Here is a 19,346-nt window from a genome sequence, read left to right as displayed (position 1 = left end):
TTTTGATGCCTATTTATGCTAAAATGGAATAAAGAATTTAAGCATGAGAGTTGTGCTATGAAACTGACCAAAACTTTATTGTTAGTTTGTGCCGTATGTCTTGCTAGTACTAGCTTTGCCAAGACTAAAACCACGCCGATTGTCTTTGCCAAAGGTAGCAGTTGTGGTGCGTTTAGTGGTGAGCCAAGTGGACGTGTTTTTACGCTGTTTTTGTTGCCCAAACAAACCTTGGAAATCAGCTATGACGGTGTTGTAAGCGACATCATTGTCAAAGACCCCAAAGGTCGCACCTTAACTAATTACGGTGCAGAAGTTTATGCTTACGAAACAACCAGTAAAGGTAAATACAGCGTCAAAGTCATCAGCAATAAAGACGAATTTGTGAATTTGAATTTTTGTGCTTATTCTGACAACTAAAATTACCACCATAAAAATCCACTCATAAAAAGTGGATTTTTTGTAACAGTCCTTGTGGCTTGTCGTAAAAACAGGTAGAATAGAAGTGTATATTTTTATTTGGAGTAATACCTATTAAACCGTCAAATCGTCAAAATGTCAATGAAGACATTCGTGCCAAAGAAGTTCGCCTTGTGCAGGCAAACGGTGAGCAGCTTGGTGTGGTGAGCCTAAAACAGGCACTTGATGCCGCTCGTGATAGTAACCTTGATTTGGTTGAAATCGTGCCAGATGCCAAGCCACCTGTGTGCAAAATCATGGACTACAAACGCTATTTGTATGAACAAAAGCAAAAAGCCAAAGAGGCCAAAAAGAACCAAAAACAAACCCAAGTTAAAGAGATTAAGTTACGCCCTGGCACCGAAGAAGCAGACTATCAGGTAAAACTGCGTAAAATCATGGAGTTTTTAGCAGACAAGGACAAGGTCAAAGTGTCTATCCGTTTTCGTGGGCGTGAGATGAGCCATCAAGAGATTGGCAAAGCCCAACTAGAACGTATCATTGCAGATACCGCTGAGGTGGCAAGTGTGGAACAAGCCCCCAAGGTGGAAGGTCGGCAGATGGGCATGCTTCTTGGACCTGCCAAGAAAAAATGAGTATGAAATGGCTTGCTGGTGCGAGCCATTTTTATTGACTTTAAAATAAGGAAGCATGGTAATGAAAAAACCCTTATGTGTATTGGCACTGTTGGTCAGTTCTGTGGCTTATGGAGCGGACTGGACACCTGTATTTGGGCATTTGCAGGCAGGTGCATCAGATGATGGCGGGATTTTTCATGACAAACTTTTGCCCAGCATCTTTAAGGCAGGCATTAGCGAACGTACAAAAAACCCTTTAACTGACCATGCTCGTACTGGCAAATATTCTGCCATGCCCATGCCATATCGTGCTGATATGCTCCCTGCAAAATTTGTGAAAAATAAAGATGACATTGCTTTGCAGGCGACCATTCCCCTAAAAAACGCCACGCTTTTTGGTCATAAAATCACAAGTCTGACCTATTTTTATGGCTGTTATGAGTGTGATGCTTTGGGTTTTTATACCACTTTTGCCCCAATGAGCAGTCAGCAGTATCAAGCGTTGGTTAAGCGGATTAGATTTAAAACCGAATCTGCTTGCGGAGAAGAGGAGCAAGAACCTGTTGCAGGGTTTTATCGTGAACAAGGCGTGGTAAAAATGCACATTTACATGGGTTGTTGATGACCTTGTTGGCTCAATGACTAATGGCATTGCGATAAATGATGATTAAATTCTAATCATACGTCCACTTGTTGCACAGCGTATCTGACTTGGGCTAAGATAGCCAAGCGTATCTCCTTTGATAAAAATAACATCATCATTATCGCCAAAATAATCCATGGCAGTAGCAAGGTTGGTGGCAGGCGGTGATGTGCTGGGGTTGCAACTGGTGGACACCAAAAAACCATAAGGGTTATCATCATCAGCAAGCTCTTGGCAAATTTGGGCGATGATGGGGTGTCTGATGACCCGAATGGCAAGGCTGTCATGATTGCCTGTTATCCATGTGGGTATGGGTGCTGGCAGGTGGTCTGGCAGGGGAAATAGCCAAGTGGTTGCCTGTGTTTGTGTGCTCTCCCAACTGGCTAAAATCTCATCACGGCGAGCATTGGGCAAGTCTGCCAAGAATGGCTGTATCAAATGGGTGTTTGCTGTTAGCACAATCAGCCCTTTTTCTATGGGGCGGTTTTTGAGTGTTAAAAGATGTTGTACCGCCTGCTCGTTAAAGGCATCACAGCCAATGCCCCAAACGCTTTCGGTGGGATAGGCAATGAGTTTGCCTTGTTTTAGGGCGGTGTGGACAGTGTCCATCAGCGTAAATCTGCCTTAAAGCCACGCTTTTTATCCATTTGCCAATCACGCTCTTTTAAGGTGGCTCGTTTGTCATGGAGTTTTTTACCCTTAGCAAGGGCAATCTCACATTTGACTCGGCTGCCTTTCCAGTAGCATGACAAAGGCACAACCGCATAGCCTTTTTGATTGACCATCCCAAATAGCTTATCAATCTCACGGCGGTTGAGTAGCAGTTTGCGAGTGCGAATATTATCAGGGCTGATGTGGGTGGAGCTGGTCAGCAGTGGCTGAATGTGAGCCCCAAACAAAAATGCTTCACCATTTTTAAAAATCACATAAGCGTCAGTAATCGCCATTTTGCCCGCTCTGATGGATTTGACTTCCCAGCCTTCTAGCACAAGTCCTGCTTCAAAGTTTTCTTCAATAAAATACTCATGGCGGGCTTTTTTGTTGGCACAGATTTGGTTTGATGATTTTTTTGGTTTTTTTGACATGATTTTCTCATCAAGTTTGTTTTGAGTTGATGACCATTATAAGAGATTTGGGGGTCAAACACAAACCACAAAACAAATTTGCCTTTGTGATAAAAGCTTGTTAAGATAATCTAAATTTTTTGGAGAATTTTTATGCTAAACAGTCAGCCAACCCTAGAAACGCTACTTAATCACCGTTCGGTGCGTAAATACACAGGCGAGCCGATTTCTGATGACATGTTGACCGCCATTTTAGAAGCAGGGCGAGCGGTATCCACATCAAGCTATCTGCAAGCGGCGAGTGTCATACGTGTGGTGGACGCTACTAAACGCACCGCTTTGCGTCAGGTGTCTTGCGATATGAGTGCTGATGAGTACGAGCAGGCGTTGGCTGATGGCAAGCGATTGGGGCATGGCTATGTAGAAAGCTGTGCTGAATATTTGGTGTTTTGTGCGGACGCTTATCGTCATCACGCCCTTGCTGATGTCAATACGGACTGGACGGAAGTGCTATTGATTGGGGCGATTGATGTGGCACTCATGGCTCAAAATATGCTGGCAGCCGCAGAAAGTTTGGGTTTGGGGGGCGTGTTTATTGGTTCTTTGCGTAATGACATTGCCCGAGCCAGCCAAGTGCTGGATTTGCCAAAACACGTTGTGCCATTATTTGGGCTGTGTTTGGGACACCCTGACTGGGAGTCAAAAATCAACCAATCCCAACGCCCACGCCTGCCCTTGGATGTGTTGGTGTCGGTAGATACTTATCAAACGCCAAGCGATGAAGCGTTATCTGCTTATAATGATGAAGTGAAAGCCTACTATCATGGGCGTGGGTTGGATTTGGATTGGAAAACTCAAATCGCCCAAACCTTTGGTGGTGATGTGCGTCCTTTTATGCTGGATTATCTGCAATCACAAGGCTTTGCCAAACGCTAAATGTTATAAAAAGAGCGGATTGACCGCTCTTTTTTATCGCTTGATTTGTGAGATGATTGTGGGGTCGGTGATTTTGTCATCATTCATCAGTAGCAAGGCTTTTGAGATGATGGTGCTCAGTCCTGCATCGCCTTCAAAAGGAATAAAGACATTTTTGGCAACGTCTTTTTTGCTGCGGTCAGGCACGATACACAGGTACTGGTCGTTGGGGGTCATCAAAATGTTGGTGCTGCCAATGTGGATTTTATAGGTGCGAAGTTTGCCTTGTACCACCACAAATTTATCATCAATGTGAGCAACCTTACCAACAGCCAAGCGTGGCAATAACAGCTCTAAGGTTTGTTTGCGGTTTTTGGCAATTTCGCTTAAATCCCCAAAAGAATAGCTCTGCCAGTAGCTTCTGTGATTGGGCAGTCCGCCATTATCTGCCCATGTGGGGTCATTACCCACGCTTGACACGCCCACAAACAAATCCACATCTCGCAAAATTTCTGAAAATATGCGTGCAGGCACATCAACTAAGTTGATGGGTTCGCCATTTTTGTCCAAAAATCGCACTTGGTCGGTGCTGACATAATCCCAAATGCCCGTGTTATTAAAGGCGTCATTGCTATCCACAGGATATGTCCAAAACTCAGCCGTCAGCTCGTATTCTGGCAGTTTGATACTCACCGTAACGTCATCATAACCACCGTCCCATGCCCCAGCCAGTTGTCCATACCAGCCACGCCCTTTGGCAAGGTTTAGGTACTGGTGCTGTTTTAGAATATGAGAAGCAAAGCGGTTGGAATAAGTGCGTGTATTTATTTCAGCATCTGTCAAAAGATAAATTTCACGGTAGGCTTGCTTGATTGGCTGAAAAATCAGCTTATCCATCAATAAACTGCGCCAATGTCTGACACTATCTGTCGTGCTAAGTGCAGGGTGAAACAGCCCCACACGCTCATAGGCGGATATGTCCACCATTTGCCCCATCTCATCTATCCACACGCCATCATGATAAAGGGCGGATTGAGTGCGGTTGCCTTTGTCATAAAACGTCCAAATGAGTGGGCAAGTCAAATAACTCATCAAGCCATGATGAAAATAATACCGTTTGGCATGCTCCAAGCTCACCTGTCGCTCACTTCTTAATAGGCGGTCTAGGCGGTCTTTTTGGGCGGTGAGCGTGGTATTGATGAGTTTTTGGGTGGCTTTTAGCTCTTTTAAAGCGTCGGCATGATGTTCTTTGACAATGCTTGGAATGCTTTTTTGGGGTGTGCCATCTGGTTTTTGCCAAGACAGCTCGGTCTTACCCACGCCAATGATGCGTAATGTGCAAGTGTAATCATTAAACTTGACAGTCAATTTGCCATCTACCAACCCAAAATCATCTACCGCCATATCTTCTAGGTCATCACGACTCACTCCTTGACTGGTGGCAATGTCATCTAGGTAGCTTGTGATGAGTTTTTGGGCGTTGGTCTGTTTGATTTTGGTCAATAGCCGAGACAGTTGGGCGATGCCTTGGGGGTGGTCGTTGCGATATAGGGTGTAAATGCAGGCATTGCTGATGCTAGGATAGCTTGCCCCAAAGCCTTTGATTTTTTCATAACCACGCACCGCAAGCGAGCTTAGTGCCAGTATGGTTGCTTTATTATTTGTCCACACGCACGCCCACGCCAAACCTTTGATGATGGTGGTATTGATGCCTGTGATGACATTGACTTTGTCAAAGTAATCATAACTATGTTGTTGCACCATTTCTGTGCTGTCTTTATGGTGGACAAGCCAATCAAACCACGCCTGCACCATCTGCTCAAAGTCATCTGCCCCAAGCTCATCTATCAGTTTTTTGATGTCATTTAGGTATTTTTGGCTGGGCTTGGACGCAGTTGCGGTGCTGGCAAGATTTAAAATTTTATACCAAATCGCTTGGGTGGTGTTTGGTAAGGCGGACAGCATGGGATTGGCAAATCTGGCAAACTTATCGTCATTGGCAAACTCTGCCGTATCACTGCCGCCAAGCAATGCCTTAAAGCGAGCCACCTGTTTTAGGCGGTCTTTATCGTGATACCACCATGACCCTTTTACTTTGGCAAAGTCATCAAAGTTTTGCAGAGCGGTGCTTATCTCACCAGCTAAACGTGGTGATAATTTGTCCATATATTGTTTTTCTAAGTGCTTTAAAAAATAATTTAAAGGATAAAAATCATATTCGTCCTTGGTAAGTCCATTATCAGCAAACATGGCGTGCAAAATGAGCACCACATCATCTTCGCTCAGGGTGATGGCTTTACGCATGATGGCAGTGGCAACGCATACTTGCATAGAGTTATAGTTATTTAGATGAATATGACTTTTTTTAGTAAATAGGGTGTTTTGACGGTCAATGCCCCGTATTTTTTCAATACAAAACACCAAAAATTCCACCCTTTGATGGTTGCTGGCAGACTTTACCCAGTTTTGGTAGGGCGTGTTATTGGTTACACTTTTTTCATAATGTGTAGATTTGTCATTTTTGATAATCTCATCTAGTAGCGTGCGATAAAATTCATTGCTTTCTTTGGATAATAGGCTAGGTACGGTATTATTCATGGATAATCCTTATCATCAGCCGCCAACTAAGGGCGTCAGTTTAATAAAATTTACTTTGGTATCAGGCGTGATGGTGATGGTGTCATCAAGCTTAGTGAGCTGTCTGTCATCCACCAAAATAAAAAAGCCGTTATTTTTAAAGGCATCAAGGGCGATTTGCACTTGTTTGTCAGGGTCAATAAACTTGCGGACGGTTGGTTTGCCATTTAAAATTCGTTCTTGGTCAGTTGGTATGATGAGACTGACAGGATTGATGGCGTGTTCTGCTTTTTGGTTATAAGCATACACTTCGGTGCGGACACGGCGAGTGATGAGTTCTTGGGCGGTGATGGTTGGTGTGTCAAATTTGATGACAAGCTCATACATCACATCGCCTGTCATAGTTTGGTCGGCTATGGTTAAGACGTTCATGTTTTTTCCCCTATGTTGTTGATTTTTATTATCATAACTGATTTTGAAAAAATAACAAGCTACTTGATGCGATTTGTGGTCATCGCTACAAATTCCCCCAAAAATCTGCTACCATAAGCAGTTATTTTTATTTGGCGATTGTCATGACTGCTTATTTTACAAAAAAAGCCTTGTACCCCGGCACATTTGACCCCATCACCAATGGACATATTGACCTTGTTAATCGTGCCTTAAAAATCTTTGATGAAGTCATCATCTCGGTGGCATTTGCTCATCACAAAAAGCCCTTGTTTAGCTTTGATGAGCGAGTGGCGTTGGTGCAAGAGATTTTTGCAGACAATCCGCGTGTGTCAGTGGTGGGTTTTGAAGGGCTGCTGGTAGATTTTGCCAAAGCACAAAACGCAGTAGCGGTCATTCGGGGGCTAAGGGCGGTGTCTGATTTTGAGTATGAGTTTGGGCTTGCCAATATGAATCGCAGCCTTGATGAAAACTTTGAAGCGGTGTTTTTGACCCCTGCCCAAGAATATTCTTTTGTGTCATCTACCTTGGTGCGAGAAGTTGCCAAACTTGGTGGTGATGTGTCTAAATTTGTGCCATCTTGTGTGCTTGATGGTTTTGCCAAAAAGTTTGCTTAGGGGGTGTGATGGCACTAAAAATCACTGATGAGTGCATTAACTGTGATGTGTGTGAGCCTGCCTGCCCAAACGAAGCCATCAGTGCAGGCGATGACATTTATGTGATTAATCCAGAGCTATGCACCGAGTGTGTGGGGCATTTTGATGTGCCACAATGTGTGGAGATTTGCCCTGTGGATTGTATTCCCAAAGACCCCAAATATCCTGAAAGCACAGATGAGCTATTGGCTAAGTACCAACGCCTAACAGGTCTGATTGAGTAGGTTTCTCATTTGTAACAATATGGCAACAAGCTGACAGATGGCATTGTATTTATCATTTATTTGTGTTAAATTGGCTCAAATGGGTTTTATTTGGAGTATTTATGGCAATCTCACTAAGCAAAGGTGGCAATCTTTCTTTATCAAAAACTGACCCAACTTTAACCAAACTGCTTATCGGATTGGGCTGGGATGAGCGTGTCACTTCAGGTCAAGATTTTGACTTAGATGCCAGTGCTTTTTTGCTGACAGGTACAGGCAAAGTGCGTGGCGACCATGATTTTATTTTTTATAATCAGCTAAAATCCGTTGATGGTGCTGTTGAGCATACAGGCGACAACCGCACAGGACTTGGCGATGGCGATGATGAAATCATCAAAGTAGATTTGACTCGTATTGCACCTGATATTGATAAAATTGCCATTACTGTCACCATTCATGATGCCCAGCTTCGCAACCAGAACTTTGGACAAGTTGCCAACGCCTTTATTCGTGTGGTCAATGAACAAACAGGTGCCGAAGTGGTGCGTTTTGATTTGGCGGAGGATTATTCAGTAGAGACAGCGATGGTGTTTGGTGAAGTGTATCGTCATAATGGTGAATGGAAATTTCGTGCGGTGGGTCAAGGATATAGTGGCGGACTGGCAGCAATGTGTCATCAGTACGGAATTATGATTGGATAACTTTCTTACATAGTCACAACCAACAATCATTGTATTTTATACAAAAAGGTGGTAATTTGAATTACCGCTTTTTTGTGCCTTATTTATTGGAACTATCATTTATGATGAAAAATCTAAAACATTTTTATTTTGACATTGTCTTTACCATTGTCGCCTTGATTGGTGCGGCTTATTGGGGCTACACTCATGGTGGTGTGGCGGCACTGTTGTCTGCACTGTTTATCACTTTGGTGCTGGCAATGATGGAAATCTCCTTGTCTTTTGATAATGCGGTGGTCAATGCGTCTGTTTTAAAGCATTGGGATAAATTTTGGAAAACCATCTTTTTGACGGTGGGTATGCTCATTGCTGTATTTGGTATGCGTTTGGTGTTTCCCATCGTCATTGTGGCGGTAACTGCCGATATGGGCATGGGCGAGGTGGTACAACTGGCACTGAATAACCCCAAAGAATACTCCGCCAAGCTGATGGCGCATCATGCTGAGATTGCGGCCTTTGGGGGTATGTTTTTGCTACTGGTGTTTTTAAACTTTGTGTTTGATGATAAAGACATTCACTGGTTTGATTGGCTAGAAAAACGCCTTGCTCGTTTTGGCAAAGTTGATGCCATGAGTGTGTTTGTGGCGATTATTACCTTGATGATTTCTTTGACATGGGTAGATGAAGCCTACAAATCAGCCGTGCTGATGGCGGGCGTGTGGGGCATTTTGATTTATATGGGCGTCAATGTCCTATCTACCCTGCTTGAAGGCGAAGACGAAGAAGACAGTATTGATGGTAACGAAGTGGCTGGAGCGATTGCCAAAGGTGGTATCGCAGGTTTTTTGTATCTAGAAGTTTTGGACGCGTCGTTTAGTTTTGATGGTGTGATTGGGGCGTTTGCCATCACCAATGATGTGGTGATTATCATGATTGGTTTGGCGATTGGGGCGATGTTTGTGCGTTCTATGACCATCTTTTTGGTAGAAAAAGGTACACTAGATGAGTTTGTTTATCTAGAACATGGAGCTCATTATGCCATTGGTGCGTTGGCGATTATCATGCTGATTTCTATGAAGTTTCATGTGCCAGAAGTCATCACAGGGCTGATTGGTATTGCCTTTATTGTGGCAAGTTTGATTGCGTCTATCAAATATCGCAAAAATGAAGCGTTGGAAAAAGCCGACGAATGACAAGATTTAGATACATAGCGTAACAAAATTGTTTTGTCTAAAGCTAGGTTGTTTGTTATAGTAAAACGTGAGTACCATGCTCACGTTTTATTTTTATAGGAATATCATTATGGCAATCAGTTTAACCAAAGGCGGTAACGTCAATCTTTCAAAAGAAGCTCCCACCTTATCTCAAATGACGGTTGGTTTGGGTTGGAATCCCCGTGCCACAGATGGTCAAGCCTTTGACCTAGATGCGGTAGCATTTTTGGTCAAAGAAGATGGCAAAGTGCGTGCTGACAGCGATTTTATCTTTTTTAACAACCTAAAATCCACGGACGGTTCTGTTGAGCATACAGGCGACAACCGCACCGGTGAAGGCGATGGTGATGATGAAGTCATCAAGGTGGATTTGACAAAAGTGCCTGCCGATGTTGCCAAAGTGGTGTTTTGTGCGGTGATTTATGATGGTCAAGCTCGCAACCAAAACTTTGGTCAAGTGGGCGATGCTTATATCCGCATTGTCAATGCCCAAGGTGGCACAGAAGTGGCTCGTTATGATTTGTCCGAAGACAGCTCGACTGAGACAGCGATGATTTTTGGTGAGCTATATAAGCACAACGGCGAATGGAAGTTTCGTGCCGTAGGTCAGGGTTTTGCTGGTGGTCTTGGGCCTTTGGCAAGCTCATATGGCGTGGCAGTATAAGCCCAACAATCCAAAAAAGGCAAAGCGTGGTTTTGCCTTTTTTTATCAAATGGCGTGTCAATTTTGGTGATTAAAAATCATGCAGTTTATCAAAGGACAAAAACTACCCTTAGCACAGCTTGGTTTGGATTTGATGGCATTTGATGTGGTCGTTCGCCACCATTCATCGCTCACCACCGATGTGGCGATGTTTGGCTTAGACGAATGTGGCAAGCTGTCTGATGAAAACTACATGACCTTTTATAATCAGCCAACCAGTCCTTGTGGGGCGGTGGCAGTTTTTGATAACGTTTGTAAAATCAATTTGTCGCTATTGCCACCGAAAATCCACACACTAACTTTGGTGATTAGCATTGATGGACAGGGCGTGGCAAAGGATTTGGCAGGTCTGACGGTGGCGTTTAGCAAACATGGTCAGACGGTGGCGACTTTTACTCCCAATGATTTGCATGATGAAAAAGTGGTCATGTTGGTGAGCATTTATAAAAAAGGCGACTGGCGAGTGTCAGCAGTGGGGCAGGGTTTTGATGGGGGTTTGGCTCGGCTGATTGAGCATTTTGGTGGTGAAGTGGCAGACGAGCCTGTACCAGTAGCCCCAACGCCCAAGCCGTCATCAACCACCACGATAGAATTAAAGAAAAAACTGTCCTTAGAAAAAGCTCAAAAAACGGGCAATAAGAGCATCATTGATTTGACCAAAAAATCCTTGATGACCTTAGAAAAGAAAGGCTTGCTAGATGTCAAAGCACGTGTGGCACTTGTGCTTGATGCGTCTGGCTCAATGAACTGGCAATACAAAAACGGTGATGTACAAAAAGTAGTCAATAGACTCATGCCGCTTGCCATCAATTTTGATGACGATGGCAGTTTTGAGTGTTGGGCGTTTGCTCAGTACACCACGCAGTTAGACGATGTTACTTTGACCAATGTCAATCATTTTGTCAATACCACCAAAGGCGGATACCAATCGTGGCAGGTGGGAGCAAGAATCAATGAAGAAATCCCTGCCATACAAGCGGTGATAAACCATTATAGTGCCATCCATGATGATGTGCCAACTTATGTGCTGTTTATCTCAGATGGTGGCGTAGGCAGTGGCAGGCAAATGCAAAAAATCCTAACCGAATGCTCATCATTGCCGATATTTTGGCAGTTTGTGGGTGTTGGTGGTTGTAATTATGGCGTGCTTGAAAAGCTAGACATCATGACAGGGCGAGTGGTGGACAACTGTAACTTTTTTGCCCTAGACCGCATTGACAGCATTGATGATAGCAAACTTTATGAGCTGTTATTGGCTGAGTTTCCTGTATGGCTTGATGAGATAAAGCGTAAAAATTTACTCACCAATCGGGTTTTGCACAACATATCAGCCAATGGCAGCAGTCTTTTTGGGCGTTTATTTGGCTAACGATAAGGAAAATTATGGCAACTTTTTCACTTTTGGGCGGTATTGAGCCGTTTTTGCATTGCTCGCTTAGACAAGGCGAATCCATCTTTTGTGAAGCCAATGCGATGGTGATGATGGAGAGCAATCTTGATTTAACAGGCACGCTCAATGGCGGTATCATGCAGGCATTGATGAGACGTTTTGCCAACGATGAGTCTTTGTTTCAACAAAAAATACAAGCCACTCGTGGTGATGGTGATTGTTTGCTAGCTCCGACCTTGGATGGTGATATGATGATACTTGACGTGGGGTCTGTGCAATACACCTTGTCAGATGGGGCTTTTGTGGCAGGGTCATCTGGCATGGACTTAAAAGCCAAAATCCAAACCAATCTAGGCGGAGCCATCTTTGGTGATACAGGTGGTTTTATGGTCATGCGTACCGAAGGTGTGGGGCAAGTGGTGGTGTCAGGCTTTGGCTCATTGTTTGAGATACAAGTAGAGCATGGCAAACCTATCACCATTGACAACGGTCATGTGGTGGCGTGGGACAGCAGTCTAAGCTATGAGCTGGCGGTTGGCACCAATCAAAACCAAGGCTTTATTGGGCGTATGATAAACTCGGTTACCAGTGGTGAAGGCATGGTGCTTAAATTTAGCGGTCAAGGCAAAGTGGTGCTGTGCTCACGCAACCGTGATAATTATCAAGGTTGGCTGCAAAGTATCTTGGGTAGCAACTCGGGTGGACGCTCATCTGGTGGTGGTTTGCTTGGTGGGATATTATAGGGTATAATTGACGTAGATTTGTTATTTTTTAACCAACTTATAAGGAGCTATCATGGCGGTTAATCTGCAAAAAGGTCAAAAAATCTCGCTAGAAAAAGAAGCGGGTACAGCATTGACCCAAGTTAAAATGGGTTTGGGTTGGGACGTTGCCAATGCCAAATCAGGCGGCGGATTTTTGGGTGGTTTGTTTGGTGGTGGTGGCAATAGCAACAGTATTGATTTGGATGCATCTGTGGTCATGTTTAATAGCAACAAACAGCCGATTGATGTGGTGTATTTTGGACAGCTACAATCCAAAGATGGCACCATCACACACACGGGCGACAACCGCACAGGAGCAGGCGATGGCGACGATGAAGTCATCAACGTCAATCTATCTGCCATTCCTGCTGACGTACAAGCGTTGGTATTTACGGTCAATAGTTTTACAGGACAGAGTTTTGAAACGGTCGCAAATGCCTATTGTCGCATTTTAAATGGTAATAACAACAGCGAGATTGCCCGTTACAACCTATCTGCCCAAGGCAGTCATACGGCGATGATTATGGCAAAGGTGTATCGTCATAATGGCGAGTGGAAAATGCACGCCATTGGCGAGACGGCAAATGGTCGCACTTTTAATGATTTGATTCCTGTGATTATGCCACACGTCTAAATAAGATTTTACCAAAACCCAAAGTGAGTGCTTTGGGTTTTTTTGTTGGGCGATTGTTGGGTTTTGAAGTTGGTGCGTATTTTAAAAGTCCGCTTGTCAAAAAATACTTGCAAGCACCCATATTATCATCAATAATAAAAGAACATTGACAAATACAAAAGGAGTGTTTATGTATGTTTTGATGGTGATTTTGGTGCTAATGGTGGTGTGGGGTGTCATGATTTATAACGCCTTAGTTCGCCTTAATAACCAAGTCAAAAATGCCCTAGCTCAGATAGATGTACAGCTTAAACGCCGTCATGATTTGATACCAAATTTGGTGGAGACCACCAAAGGCTATTTGATTCATGAAAATCAAACCCTACAAGCAGTCATGCAAGCTCGCCAAGTTGCCAAACAAGCTCAAAATGCCCCAAAAGATGACAATTATATTGCTAAGGTTGCCCAAGCAGAATACATGTTGTCAGGAGCTTTGGCAAATCTGTATGCGGTGGCAGAAAATTATCCTGAACTAAAAGCTGACAGTATCATCAAAGAGCTGTTTGATGAGCTGACTCATACTGAAAATCGCATTGGGTTTGCTCGTCAGCATTATAATGATAGTGTGATGAGCTATAACACCCGCCGTGAGATTTTTCCAAATAATTTGGTGAGTGGGTGGTTTGGGTTTCATCAGGCGATGAGTCTTGAATTTGATGAACATTCTTTTAAGCAGGCACCTAGGGTTGATTTGAGCATTTAGCAGGTGTCGCTGATGGATTTTTTTGCCTTAAAACACAAATACCACCAAAGCAGTCGGCTTTTTTATGCTTTGTTCTTTTTGGTGGTGCTCGTGCAGTCTTTGCTACTGATGGCGATGGTCGGAGCGGTTTTTGGTCTGTGGGCAGGTCATCTAGGTGCAAATGTGCTGATAATCTCAGGGGTGTTTGTGGGGCTGTATTTTGTGATGGGTATGCTCATTGCTCGCCACAAAACCAAACAAGGTGGACTGTCGCTTGCCAAAGCGGTGGGTGCGACACGTTTATTTGTACATGGCGACACACCCAAGGCAGTTTATACAAAATCTTATATTAAAGTATCTTCTGTGCGTGATTTACCAGCAAATTATAGACGGTATCACAAGTTTGCCGAACAAATGTCCATCGCCGCAGGCGTGCCTTTGCCCAAATTGTATGTGCTGGCATCTGAGATGGGGGTAAACGGTTTTGTGGCAGGCTTTGGGGCGTCTGATACGGTGATGGTATTGACCCAAGGGGCGGTGGACAAGCTCACCAATCATGAGCTGTATGGACTGTTGGGGCATGAGTTTGGTCATCTTATCCAAAAAGACCATGAGCTAAATTTGCGTATGTATGTCATGATGAGTATGCTGGGCTGGGTGTATGATTTGGCAGATGTGATGGAAACATCTGTGCTTGGCAAATTTGATAAGGATTATCATGGTGATGATGTGGTGATAGACGGCAGTCATGAAGGCTGGCTGGATTATTTACGTAGGCAACAACAAAAATTCACCCACATACACGCTCAAAGCCACATTAATCGTCATCGCCATCGTGATGATTATGAAGCACAAGCACCATTATTTTTTCCGTATTTGATTGCCATCACGCCAGTGGTGTTGTTTCGGTTATTTGGGGTGATGGGCATGGCGTCTGCTGAGTGGGTCAAAAGCCAATTTAACCAACAAAGAGAGCATTTGGCGGACGCCATCAGTGTTCAGCTCACCCGAAGTGATGATGTGCTGATGGCGCTACAAAGCCTACATCGCCATGACAGTGTGCTAAATAACCCTGCGTTTACAGCAAGCATGAGTCATTTTTTCTTTGCCAATCCCAAGCCGAAGGGCGAATGGTCAAAAAGCCACCCCAGTATTGATGAGCGGTGCGATGTTTTGGTTGGGGTGATGCGTGAATTTGGGGGATTTGATGGTCATAAAAACAAAAATCTAGATATTCAAAAACCTTTTGAGCAAATACCAGATGAGCAAGCTGATGATTTGCCTAAACCATTAGCGGACGACTGCCACCCTTTACTGCAAAACGCCCAAACCAACGAGCAAGGATATACCATCATACAGTATGATGGGAGTTTTGATGTGGTGCGTGATGGTAAGTTGGTTGTGGACGATGACTGGGCGATGTGGGAGACGCCACAGCAGTTTTTGCCACGTCTTGCTTGTACTGATGAGTATTTGTTGCCGCAAGGGGCGTACTTAACTTCACAATCTTTAAAACACGCCCACTTGCCCCACGCCATCATCTCTGCCCTAAGCACACCCTTATCTGCCTTGGCATTGGTAGAATGTGTCATGTGCTGTATGTTGCATGAAACGGTCGGTGAGCAGGTGGATTTATTGGCGATTTATTGGGGAGTGTCATCTGATGACAAGGTATTGCCCCATCGTTTGCCAGCCAAACTGTTAAAGGCGGTGGCAAGTTATGACAGACGAGCTGATGGGCTGTTGGTGTGGCTTGCTCTTAGGCAGTTTATCACAAAAAAACAACACCTAACAAACCAGCCAGATGACTACGCCCAAGTTTTATCATCATTAGTGGCTAAGCACACCATTTGGTCAGATAAAATGCCCCAAGCGTATTCACCACCCAAGCCAACAAAAATGCTGTTTTGTGCGTTGGTGCTGTCTTTGGTATTGATGGCTTTAAACAAAGCACAAGGCGGTTATGATAACATCAAAGCTCATCTTGGTGGGTATGAAGTGTCGGCGTTTTTGGTGCTACTTATGTTTGTGGCAAGCACCCAAGACAACAGTTTGATACTCATGCGTCATGACAAAATCACCACCAGCATTCGCAGATGGTCAAGACTGGCAGGCGTGGCGGTGGTGATTGATGATAAAACATTGATTGAGATGTGCCATCAGGTGCGTGCGTTTGGTGTGGCAGATTTGGCGGTGGTGGTGATGAATGTAGATGGTAATTCAGCCATGATAGAGACACTCAAAACGGCGTTTTTGTTTGATGGCGACATGAGTCAAGATGAGTATGAAGTGGTGCTGTTGGCATCACTGCTTTGGCAAAAGTAAATAAACATTGTATTTTATAAAATTTCAAGGAGCTATAATGACAACTTTGGTGCTTGGGGCAAATACCGCTTTGACATCTGGGGTGATAACAGTGCGTGTGGATAGCACATTGGCATTTGAGCAAACAACAGGCATAGTGTGGCTTGCTTTGGACGAAAAACGTACTGCTAAAATCAGTCCTGCTTATTTGCATGAACAAAAAGACTGGGCAAAATACGACAATCACACATGGACGCTAGATTTGCCCAAGGCATTTGCTCAGGGTGTGGCACGGCTACAACTGGTGATTTATACTTATCATGACCCAAATCTGGCAATCGCTGCCACCGAAATTGGTGGGGTGTCTTTGGTGGTGGGCGATGGTGTTCGCTATGATGTACCCATACATGACCGCCACATCAAAACCGCTCTTGTGCTTGAAATTTATGAGCGTCAAGGGCAATACAAATGCCGAGCCTTAGCAGAATGCTCATCATTAAGCTTAAAGAGTTTTGGTGAGCATTTGGGCATTGCTTTACACGAAAAATTCCCCCAACAGACCAGTCTTACACCACGCCGACCAATGGCAGGTGAGACGTGGACAGGCACGGCATTTGCTATTGATAGTCATCATCTTTTGACGTGCTATCATGTGATAGATGGGGCAAGTGTGATTGGCATTCGTCAGCAGGGGCGAGCTGATAGGCAAGCGTATGTGGTGATGGGTGATGAAGGAAGCGACACGGCGATTATTAGGGTAGATGAGCCATTGCCATCTGTGTTATCACTTGCGGTGGGACAGGTGGAGCTGCTTGGTGAGAGCGTGGTTACAATGGGTTTTCCGTTATCGGGCTTATCCAGTCAGCTACAAGTAACTTCTGGCAATATCTCAGGGCTGTTGGGCGTGCATGATGACATACGCTTTTTGCAGTTTACCGCCCCCATACAAGCAGGGTCTAGTGGCAGTCCACTCATGTTGCCAACAGGGCAGGTGGTCGGCATGGTCATGTCTAGCATTAGCAACACCCAAAACATGAATTATGCTGTCAAATATCAACTGCTTTCTGCCATTTTAACCAGTGCGGGTGTGGCAAATATCCAAACACAACACGCGTCATTTGGCGTGCCACAATTGGTCAAAGAGCACAAAGACGCTTTATGGCTGGTGGGGTGTCAGGCATAAATTTTGTATGAATAAAATTGCACAAAAAACCATCAAAGTGTTAAAATCGCTAAAAATTTATGGGGAGTTTCATGCTAAAACGTATCGCTGTGCTGATAGATGCAGATAATGCGTCTGCCAAAACCATTGATGATGTATTTTCTGCCATTGCCAAGCTTGGATATGTCGCCACCAAAAAAAATCTATGGTGATTGGGGGCAAGCGGGTTTGTCAGGGTGGCAAGAAGCGATTTTACGCCATGCCATTGACCCCATGCAACAATTTGCTTATGTCAAAGGCAAAAATGCCACCGACATTGCCATGGTAATAGAAGCGATGGATTTGTTACATAGTGGCGAGTATGACGGTTTTTGTTTGGTGTCGTCCGACAGTGATTTTGCCAGTCTTGCCGTGCGTATTCGCAAAAGTGGCATTAAAGTTTATGGTTTTGGCAGAAAAGAAGCGGTCATCTCCTTTCGCCAAGCCTGTGATGAGTTTTTTGAAGTAGAAAAATTATCCACCAAGCCCCAAAGCACTCAGCAAACCAACGTTTGGGATAACAAAAAACTCAAAGGCGATACTCATCTGATGAATGCTTTAAAAGACAGCCTGACACAAACCATCAAAGATGGCGAATGGGGCAATTACGCCCAAATTGCCAGTCATTTTAAAAAACACCACGCCGATATTGACATTAAAGCATATGGCTACCATAAACTGATACAGCTATATCAAGTGATTGATGTATTTTCTGTCAATACTGATAAAGAAAGCAAACAACTCATCATCAAACTAAAAAACAATAACACAACCACACCCAACCAAAAATACACCACCAAGCAACTCCAAGCAGATAAAGTTTTGGTTGATGAAATCAGCAAATTAATCACCAACAATCCTAAATCGGATAACGGTTGGTGCAATGCTAGCTATATTGCCAGCGAATTAAACAAAAATCCCAACATCAATTTGGAAAAATATGGTTATAAGAAATTTTCTGAGCTGATTACTGCCATTCGTTTATTTGACATTCAAAAACAGCCCAATGGTGTTTATATAAAAAATAAAACGCCAAAAAATCCACCGTCCAAGCCGCAAGGCAACCAAGCCACGCCAAAACCACCCATCAATCATGTGTCCATCATTACAGGGAAAATTGATATTATTGTTTGTGCCCCAGAAGCTGATGTGGTGCTTTGGCGACTTGATGGTAATAAAAAAGTACGCCATGATGGTGATATGATTTTTTATGGGCAAACACACAGTGCAGATGGATTGATTCATTTGGAAATCCACGAGATATTTACATATTTCTCTTGTACATTGCCCGATGATGACAGTATCCAGTATGTTGTTTTGACTGCCAGTAGCCAATCAGATACCATCAATCATACCAAACTTTTGTCTGTGGTCATTGAACAGGCAGAACAGCAGATTTTTGAAACCCAATATGAGCTTAATGATAACGATGCCAAAAGTATGCTGTTTTTGGCACTTTGTCGCAAAGCTGATGGCTGGCAGATTGTATCGCACCACCAAATGCTAAAAAATGATTTGCGTCAGCTGTGTCAGGTATTTGGCGTGGAAGTTGATGATTGAAAATATTGCTAATTTTGTTATAATACCCACTTGGCAGACCAGACAATCGCCGTTCTTTTTTAGAAGGGAGGAAAGTCCGGACTACATAGGGCGACGTGCCAGCTAACGGCTGGGCAGAGTAATCTGACGACCAGTGCAACAGAGAATAGACCGCCTGCATTTGTAGGTAAGGGTGAAACGGTGGTGTAAGAGACCACCGCATGACTGGTAACAGTTCATGGCAAGGTAAACTCCACGTGTAGCAAGACCAAATAGGTGTCCCATAAGTTGCCCGCTTAGGACACGGGTAGGTTGCTTGAACATATCAGCGATGATGTGTCTAGATGAATGATTGTCCACGACAGAATCCGGCTTATCGGTTTGCCATTTTCATTTAAAAACCAACCACTTACAAAATATCTCCAAAACCCCCTTTACAATCCTATTTTATCAGGTATAATACCCACCACTCAAGCACAGTAGCCAAGCAAAACCTACTGCAAAATCAAGAACTTAACTTAAATGAAAACCTTAGGACTTGATGCTTAAATAATTTCAAATCTTCACAGTAAATTTTTTTGAAATTTTTTAAAATAATGCTTGACACCATAAAAAATCAGCGTATAATACGCACTCATTCGCTGGACGACAGAC

At 43.8% G+C, this 19,346-nt stretch carries 20 protein-coding genes and 1 other RNA gene; 17 read left to right on the top strand and 4 right to left on the bottom strand.

Annotated features, from left to right (window positions below):
* Positions 1-57: 57 nt before the first annotated feature.
* From CEW93_RS05545 to CEW93_RS05535, 3 genes are all read left to right on the top strand, one after another.
* A complete protein-coding gene (locus CEW93_RS05545) occupies positions 58-417 on the top strand; it encodes a hypothetical protein (RefSeq protein WP_089539459.1) in 360 nt (119 codons plus the stop codon).
* Between the two features lie 107 nt (positions 418-524).
* Positions 525-1,052, top strand: coding sequence for a translation initiation factor IF-3 (gene infC / locus CEW93_RS05540; protein WP_222432726.1), 528 nt, complete (start codon positions 525-527; stop codon positions 1,050-1,052).
* Positions 1,053-1,113: 61 nt separating this feature from the next.
* On the top strand, positions 1,114-1,656 hold the full coding sequence (locus CEW93_RS05535) for a hypothetical protein (RefSeq protein WP_089539457.1): 543 nt from the start codon (positions 1,114-1,116) through the stop codon (positions 1,654-1,656).
* A 45-nt stretch (positions 1,657-1,701) separates the two neighbouring features.
* Here the strand turns inward: CEW93_RS05535 and CEW93_RS05530 are convergent, their stop codons facing one another.
* Together CEW93_RS05530 and smpB are read right to left on the bottom strand one after the other, a co-directional pair.
* Positions 1,702-2,286: an L-threonylcarbamoyladenylate synthase gene (locus CEW93_RS05530; RefSeq protein WP_089539456.1), complete on the bottom strand. Its 585-nt coding sequence runs from the start codon at positions 2,284-2,286 to the stop codon at positions 1,702-1,704.
* Complete coding sequence (smpB, locus tag CEW93_RS05525) at positions 2,286-2,762, bottom strand: SsrA-binding protein SmpB (RefSeq protein ID WP_089539455.1); 477 nt, start codon at positions 2,760-2,762, stop codon at positions 2,286-2,288. The genes CEW93_RS05530 and smpB overlap by 1 nt, the downstream gene beginning before the upstream one ends.
* Before the next feature lie 132 nt (positions 2,763-2,894).
* Between smpB and nfsA the strand changes: the two genes are divergently transcribed.
* Positions 2,895-3,677, top strand: a complete 783-nt coding sequence (gene nfsA, locus CEW93_RS05520; RefSeq protein WP_089539454.1) for an oxygen-insensitive NADPH nitroreductase — start codon at positions 2,895-2,897, stop codon at positions 3,675-3,677.
* A 33-nt stretch (positions 3,678-3,710) separates the two neighbouring features.
* Here nfsA and CEW93_RS05515 read toward each other — a convergent pair whose 3' ends face one another.
* The gene (locus CEW93_RS05515) at positions 3,711-6,254 is read right to left on the bottom strand and encodes a DUF4132 domain-containing protein (protein ID WP_089539453.1); all 2,544 of its coding nucleotides are present in this window, start codon (positions 6,252-6,254) and stop codon (positions 3,711-3,713) included.
* Positions 6,255-6,269: 15 nt separating this feature from the next.
* Positions 6,270-6,665, bottom strand: coding sequence for a hypothetical protein (locus tag CEW93_RS05510; RefSeq protein ID WP_089539452.1), 396 nt, complete (start codon positions 6,663-6,665; stop codon positions 6,270-6,272).
* A 143-nt stretch (positions 6,666-6,808) separates the two neighbouring features.
* On the opposite strand from CEW93_RS05510, the gene coaD reads away from it, so the two are divergent.
* The 13 genes from coaD to rnpB all read left to right on the top strand — a co-directional run bounded on the left by coaD (position 6,809) and on the right by rnpB (position 19,084).
* Positions 6,809-7,300: a pantetheine-phosphate adenylyltransferase gene (coaD, locus tag CEW93_RS05505; RefSeq protein ID WP_089539451.1), complete on the top strand. Its 492-nt coding sequence runs from the start codon at positions 6,809-6,811 to the stop codon at positions 7,298-7,300.
* Between the two features lie 8 nt (positions 7,301-7,308).
* Positions 7,309-7,563, top strand: coding sequence for a YfhL family 4Fe-4S dicluster ferredoxin (locus CEW93_RS05500; protein ID WP_089539450.1), 255 nt, complete (start codon positions 7,309-7,311; stop codon positions 7,561-7,563).
* Positions 7,564-7,664: 101 nt separating this feature from the next.
* On the top strand, positions 7,665-8,243 hold the full coding sequence (locus CEW93_RS05495) for a TerD family protein (RefSeq protein WP_089539449.1): 579 nt from the start codon (positions 7,665-7,667) through the stop codon (positions 8,241-8,243).
* Positions 8,244-8,347: 104 nt separating this feature from the next.
* Positions 8,348-9,415 (top strand): DUF475 domain-containing protein, encoded by a 1,068-nt coding sequence (locus CEW93_RS05490; protein ID WP_089539595.1) that lies wholly within the window; start codon positions 8,348-8,350, stop codon positions 9,413-9,415.
* Positions 9,416-9,524: 109 nt separating this feature from the next.
* Positions 9,525-10,100 (top strand): TerD family protein, encoded by a 576-nt coding sequence (locus CEW93_RS05485; protein ID WP_089539448.1) that lies wholly within the window; start codon positions 9,525-9,527, stop codon positions 10,098-10,100.
* Between the two features lie 76 nt (positions 10,101-10,176).
* Positions 10,177-11,508 carry a VWA domain-containing protein gene (locus CEW93_RS05480; RefSeq protein WP_089539447.1) on the top strand — a complete coding sequence of 444 codons (1,332 nt, stop codon included), beginning with the start codon at positions 10,177-10,179 and terminating at the stop codon, positions 11,506-11,508.
* Positions 11,509-11,522: 14 nt separating this feature from the next.
* Entirely contained in the window at positions 11,523-12,272 is a 750-nt protein-coding gene (locus tag CEW93_RS05475; protein ID WP_186727905.1) for a TIGR00266 family protein, read from the top strand.
* 52 nt (positions 12,273-12,324) lie between these two features.
* On the top strand, positions 12,325-12,927 hold the full coding sequence (locus tag CEW93_RS05470; protein WP_089539445.1) for a TerD family protein: 603 nt from the start codon (positions 12,325-12,327) through the stop codon (positions 12,925-12,927).
* Positions 12,928-13,096: 169 nt separating this feature from the next.
* On the top strand, positions 13,097-13,669 hold the full coding sequence (locus CEW93_RS05465; RefSeq protein ID WP_089539444.1) for a LemA family protein: 573 nt from the start codon (positions 13,097-13,099) through the stop codon (positions 13,667-13,669).
* Between the two features lie 12 nt (positions 13,670-13,681).
* Positions 13,682-15,973 (top strand): M48 family metalloprotease, encoded by a 2,292-nt coding sequence (locus CEW93_RS05460; RefSeq protein WP_089539443.1) that lies wholly within the window; start codon positions 13,682-13,684, stop codon positions 15,971-15,973.
* 37 nt (positions 15,974-16,010) lie between these two features.
* Complete coding sequence (locus CEW93_RS05455) at positions 16,011-17,135, top strand: serine protease (protein WP_089539442.1); 1,125 nt, start codon at positions 16,011-16,013, stop codon at positions 17,133-17,135.
* Between the two features lie 162 nt (positions 17,136-17,297).
* Complete coding sequence (locus tag CEW93_RS10900) at positions 17,298-18,713, top strand: NYN domain-containing protein (RefSeq protein WP_222432724.1); 1,416 nt, start codon at positions 17,298-17,300, stop codon at positions 18,711-18,713.
* Between the two features lie 30 nt (positions 18,714-18,743).
* An RNA gene (rnpB, locus tag CEW93_RS05435) (RNase P RNA component class A) lies at positions 18,744-19,084 on the top strand.
* Positions 19,085-19,346: the final 262 nt, after the last annotated feature.

Origin of the sequence: Moraxella sp. VT-16-12 (assembly GCF_002224245.2) — a bacterium.
Lineage (GTDB): Bacteria > Pseudomonadota > Gammaproteobacteria > Pseudomonadales > Moraxellaceae > Moraxella.
This window is presented reverse-complemented; position numbering and strand designations above follow the sequence as displayed.

Excerpts from the sequence above, each read along its gene's own strand:
- CEW93_RS05490 (WP_089539595.1), top strand. The coding sequence starts at position 8,348 with ATGAAAAATCTAAAACATTTTTATTTTGACATTGTCTTTACCATTGTC.
- CEW93_RS05500 (WP_089539450.1), top strand. The coding sequence starts at position 7,309 with ATGGCACTAAAAATCACTGATGAGTGCATTAACTGTGATGTGTGTGAG.
- coaD (WP_089539451.1), top strand. The coding sequence starts at position 6,809 with ATGACTGCTTATTTTACAAAAAAAGCCTTGTACCCCGGCACATTTGAC.
- CEW93_RS05485 (WP_089539448.1), top strand. The coding sequence starts at position 9,525 with ATGGCAATCAGTTTAACCAAAGGCGGTAACGTCAATCTTTCAAAAGAA.
- smpB (WP_089539455.1), bottom strand. The coding sequence starts at position 2,762 with ATGTCAAAAAAACCAAAAAAATCATCAAACCAAATCTGTGCCAACAAA.
- CEW93_RS05460 (WP_089539443.1), top strand. The coding sequence starts at position 13,682 with ATGGATTTTTTTGCCTTAAAACACAAATACCACCAAAGCAGTCGGCTT.
- CEW93_RS10900 (WP_222432724.1), top strand. The coding sequence starts at position 17,298 with ATGTCGCCACCAAAAAAAATCTATGGTGATTGGGGGCAAGCGGGTTTG.
- CEW93_RS05475 (WP_186727905.1), top strand. The coding sequence starts at position 11,523 with ATGGCAACTTTTTCACTTTTGGGCGGTATTGAGCCGTTTTTGCATTGC.
- CEW93_RS05465 (WP_089539444.1), top strand. The coding sequence starts at position 13,097 with ATGTATGTTTTGATGGTGATTTTGGTGCTAATGGTGGTGTGGGGTGTC.
- nfsA (WP_089539454.1), top strand. The coding sequence starts at position 2,895 with ATGCTAAACAGTCAGCCAACCCTAGAAACGCTACTTAATCACCGTTCG.
- CEW93_RS05510 (WP_089539452.1), bottom strand. The coding sequence starts at position 6,665 with ATGAACGTCTTAACCATAGCCGACCAAACTATGACAGGCGATGTGATG.
- CEW93_RS05455 (WP_089539442.1), top strand. The coding sequence starts at position 16,011 with ATGACAACTTTGGTGCTTGGGGCAAATACCGCTTTGACATCTGGGGTG.
- CEW93_RS05495 (WP_089539449.1), top strand. The coding sequence starts at position 7,665 with ATGGCAATCTCACTAAGCAAAGGTGGCAATCTTTCTTTATCAAAAACT.
- CEW93_RS05515 (WP_089539453.1), bottom strand. The coding sequence starts at position 6,254 with ATGAATAATACCGTACCTAGCCTATTATCCAAAGAAAGCAATGAATTT.
- CEW93_RS05530 (WP_089539456.1), bottom strand. The coding sequence starts at position 2,286 with ATGGACACTGTCCACACCGCCCTAAAACAAGGCAAACTCATTGCCTAT.
- CEW93_RS05470 (WP_089539445.1), top strand. The coding sequence starts at position 12,325 with ATGGCGGTTAATCTGCAAAAAGGTCAAAAAATCTCGCTAGAAAAAGAA.
- CEW93_RS05545 (WP_089539459.1), top strand. The coding sequence starts at position 58 with ATGAAACTGACCAAAACTTTATTGTTAGTTTGTGCCGTATGTCTTGCT.
- CEW93_RS05535 (WP_089539457.1), top strand. The coding sequence starts at position 1,114 with ATGAAAAAACCCTTATGTGTATTGGCACTGTTGGTCAGTTCTGTGGCT.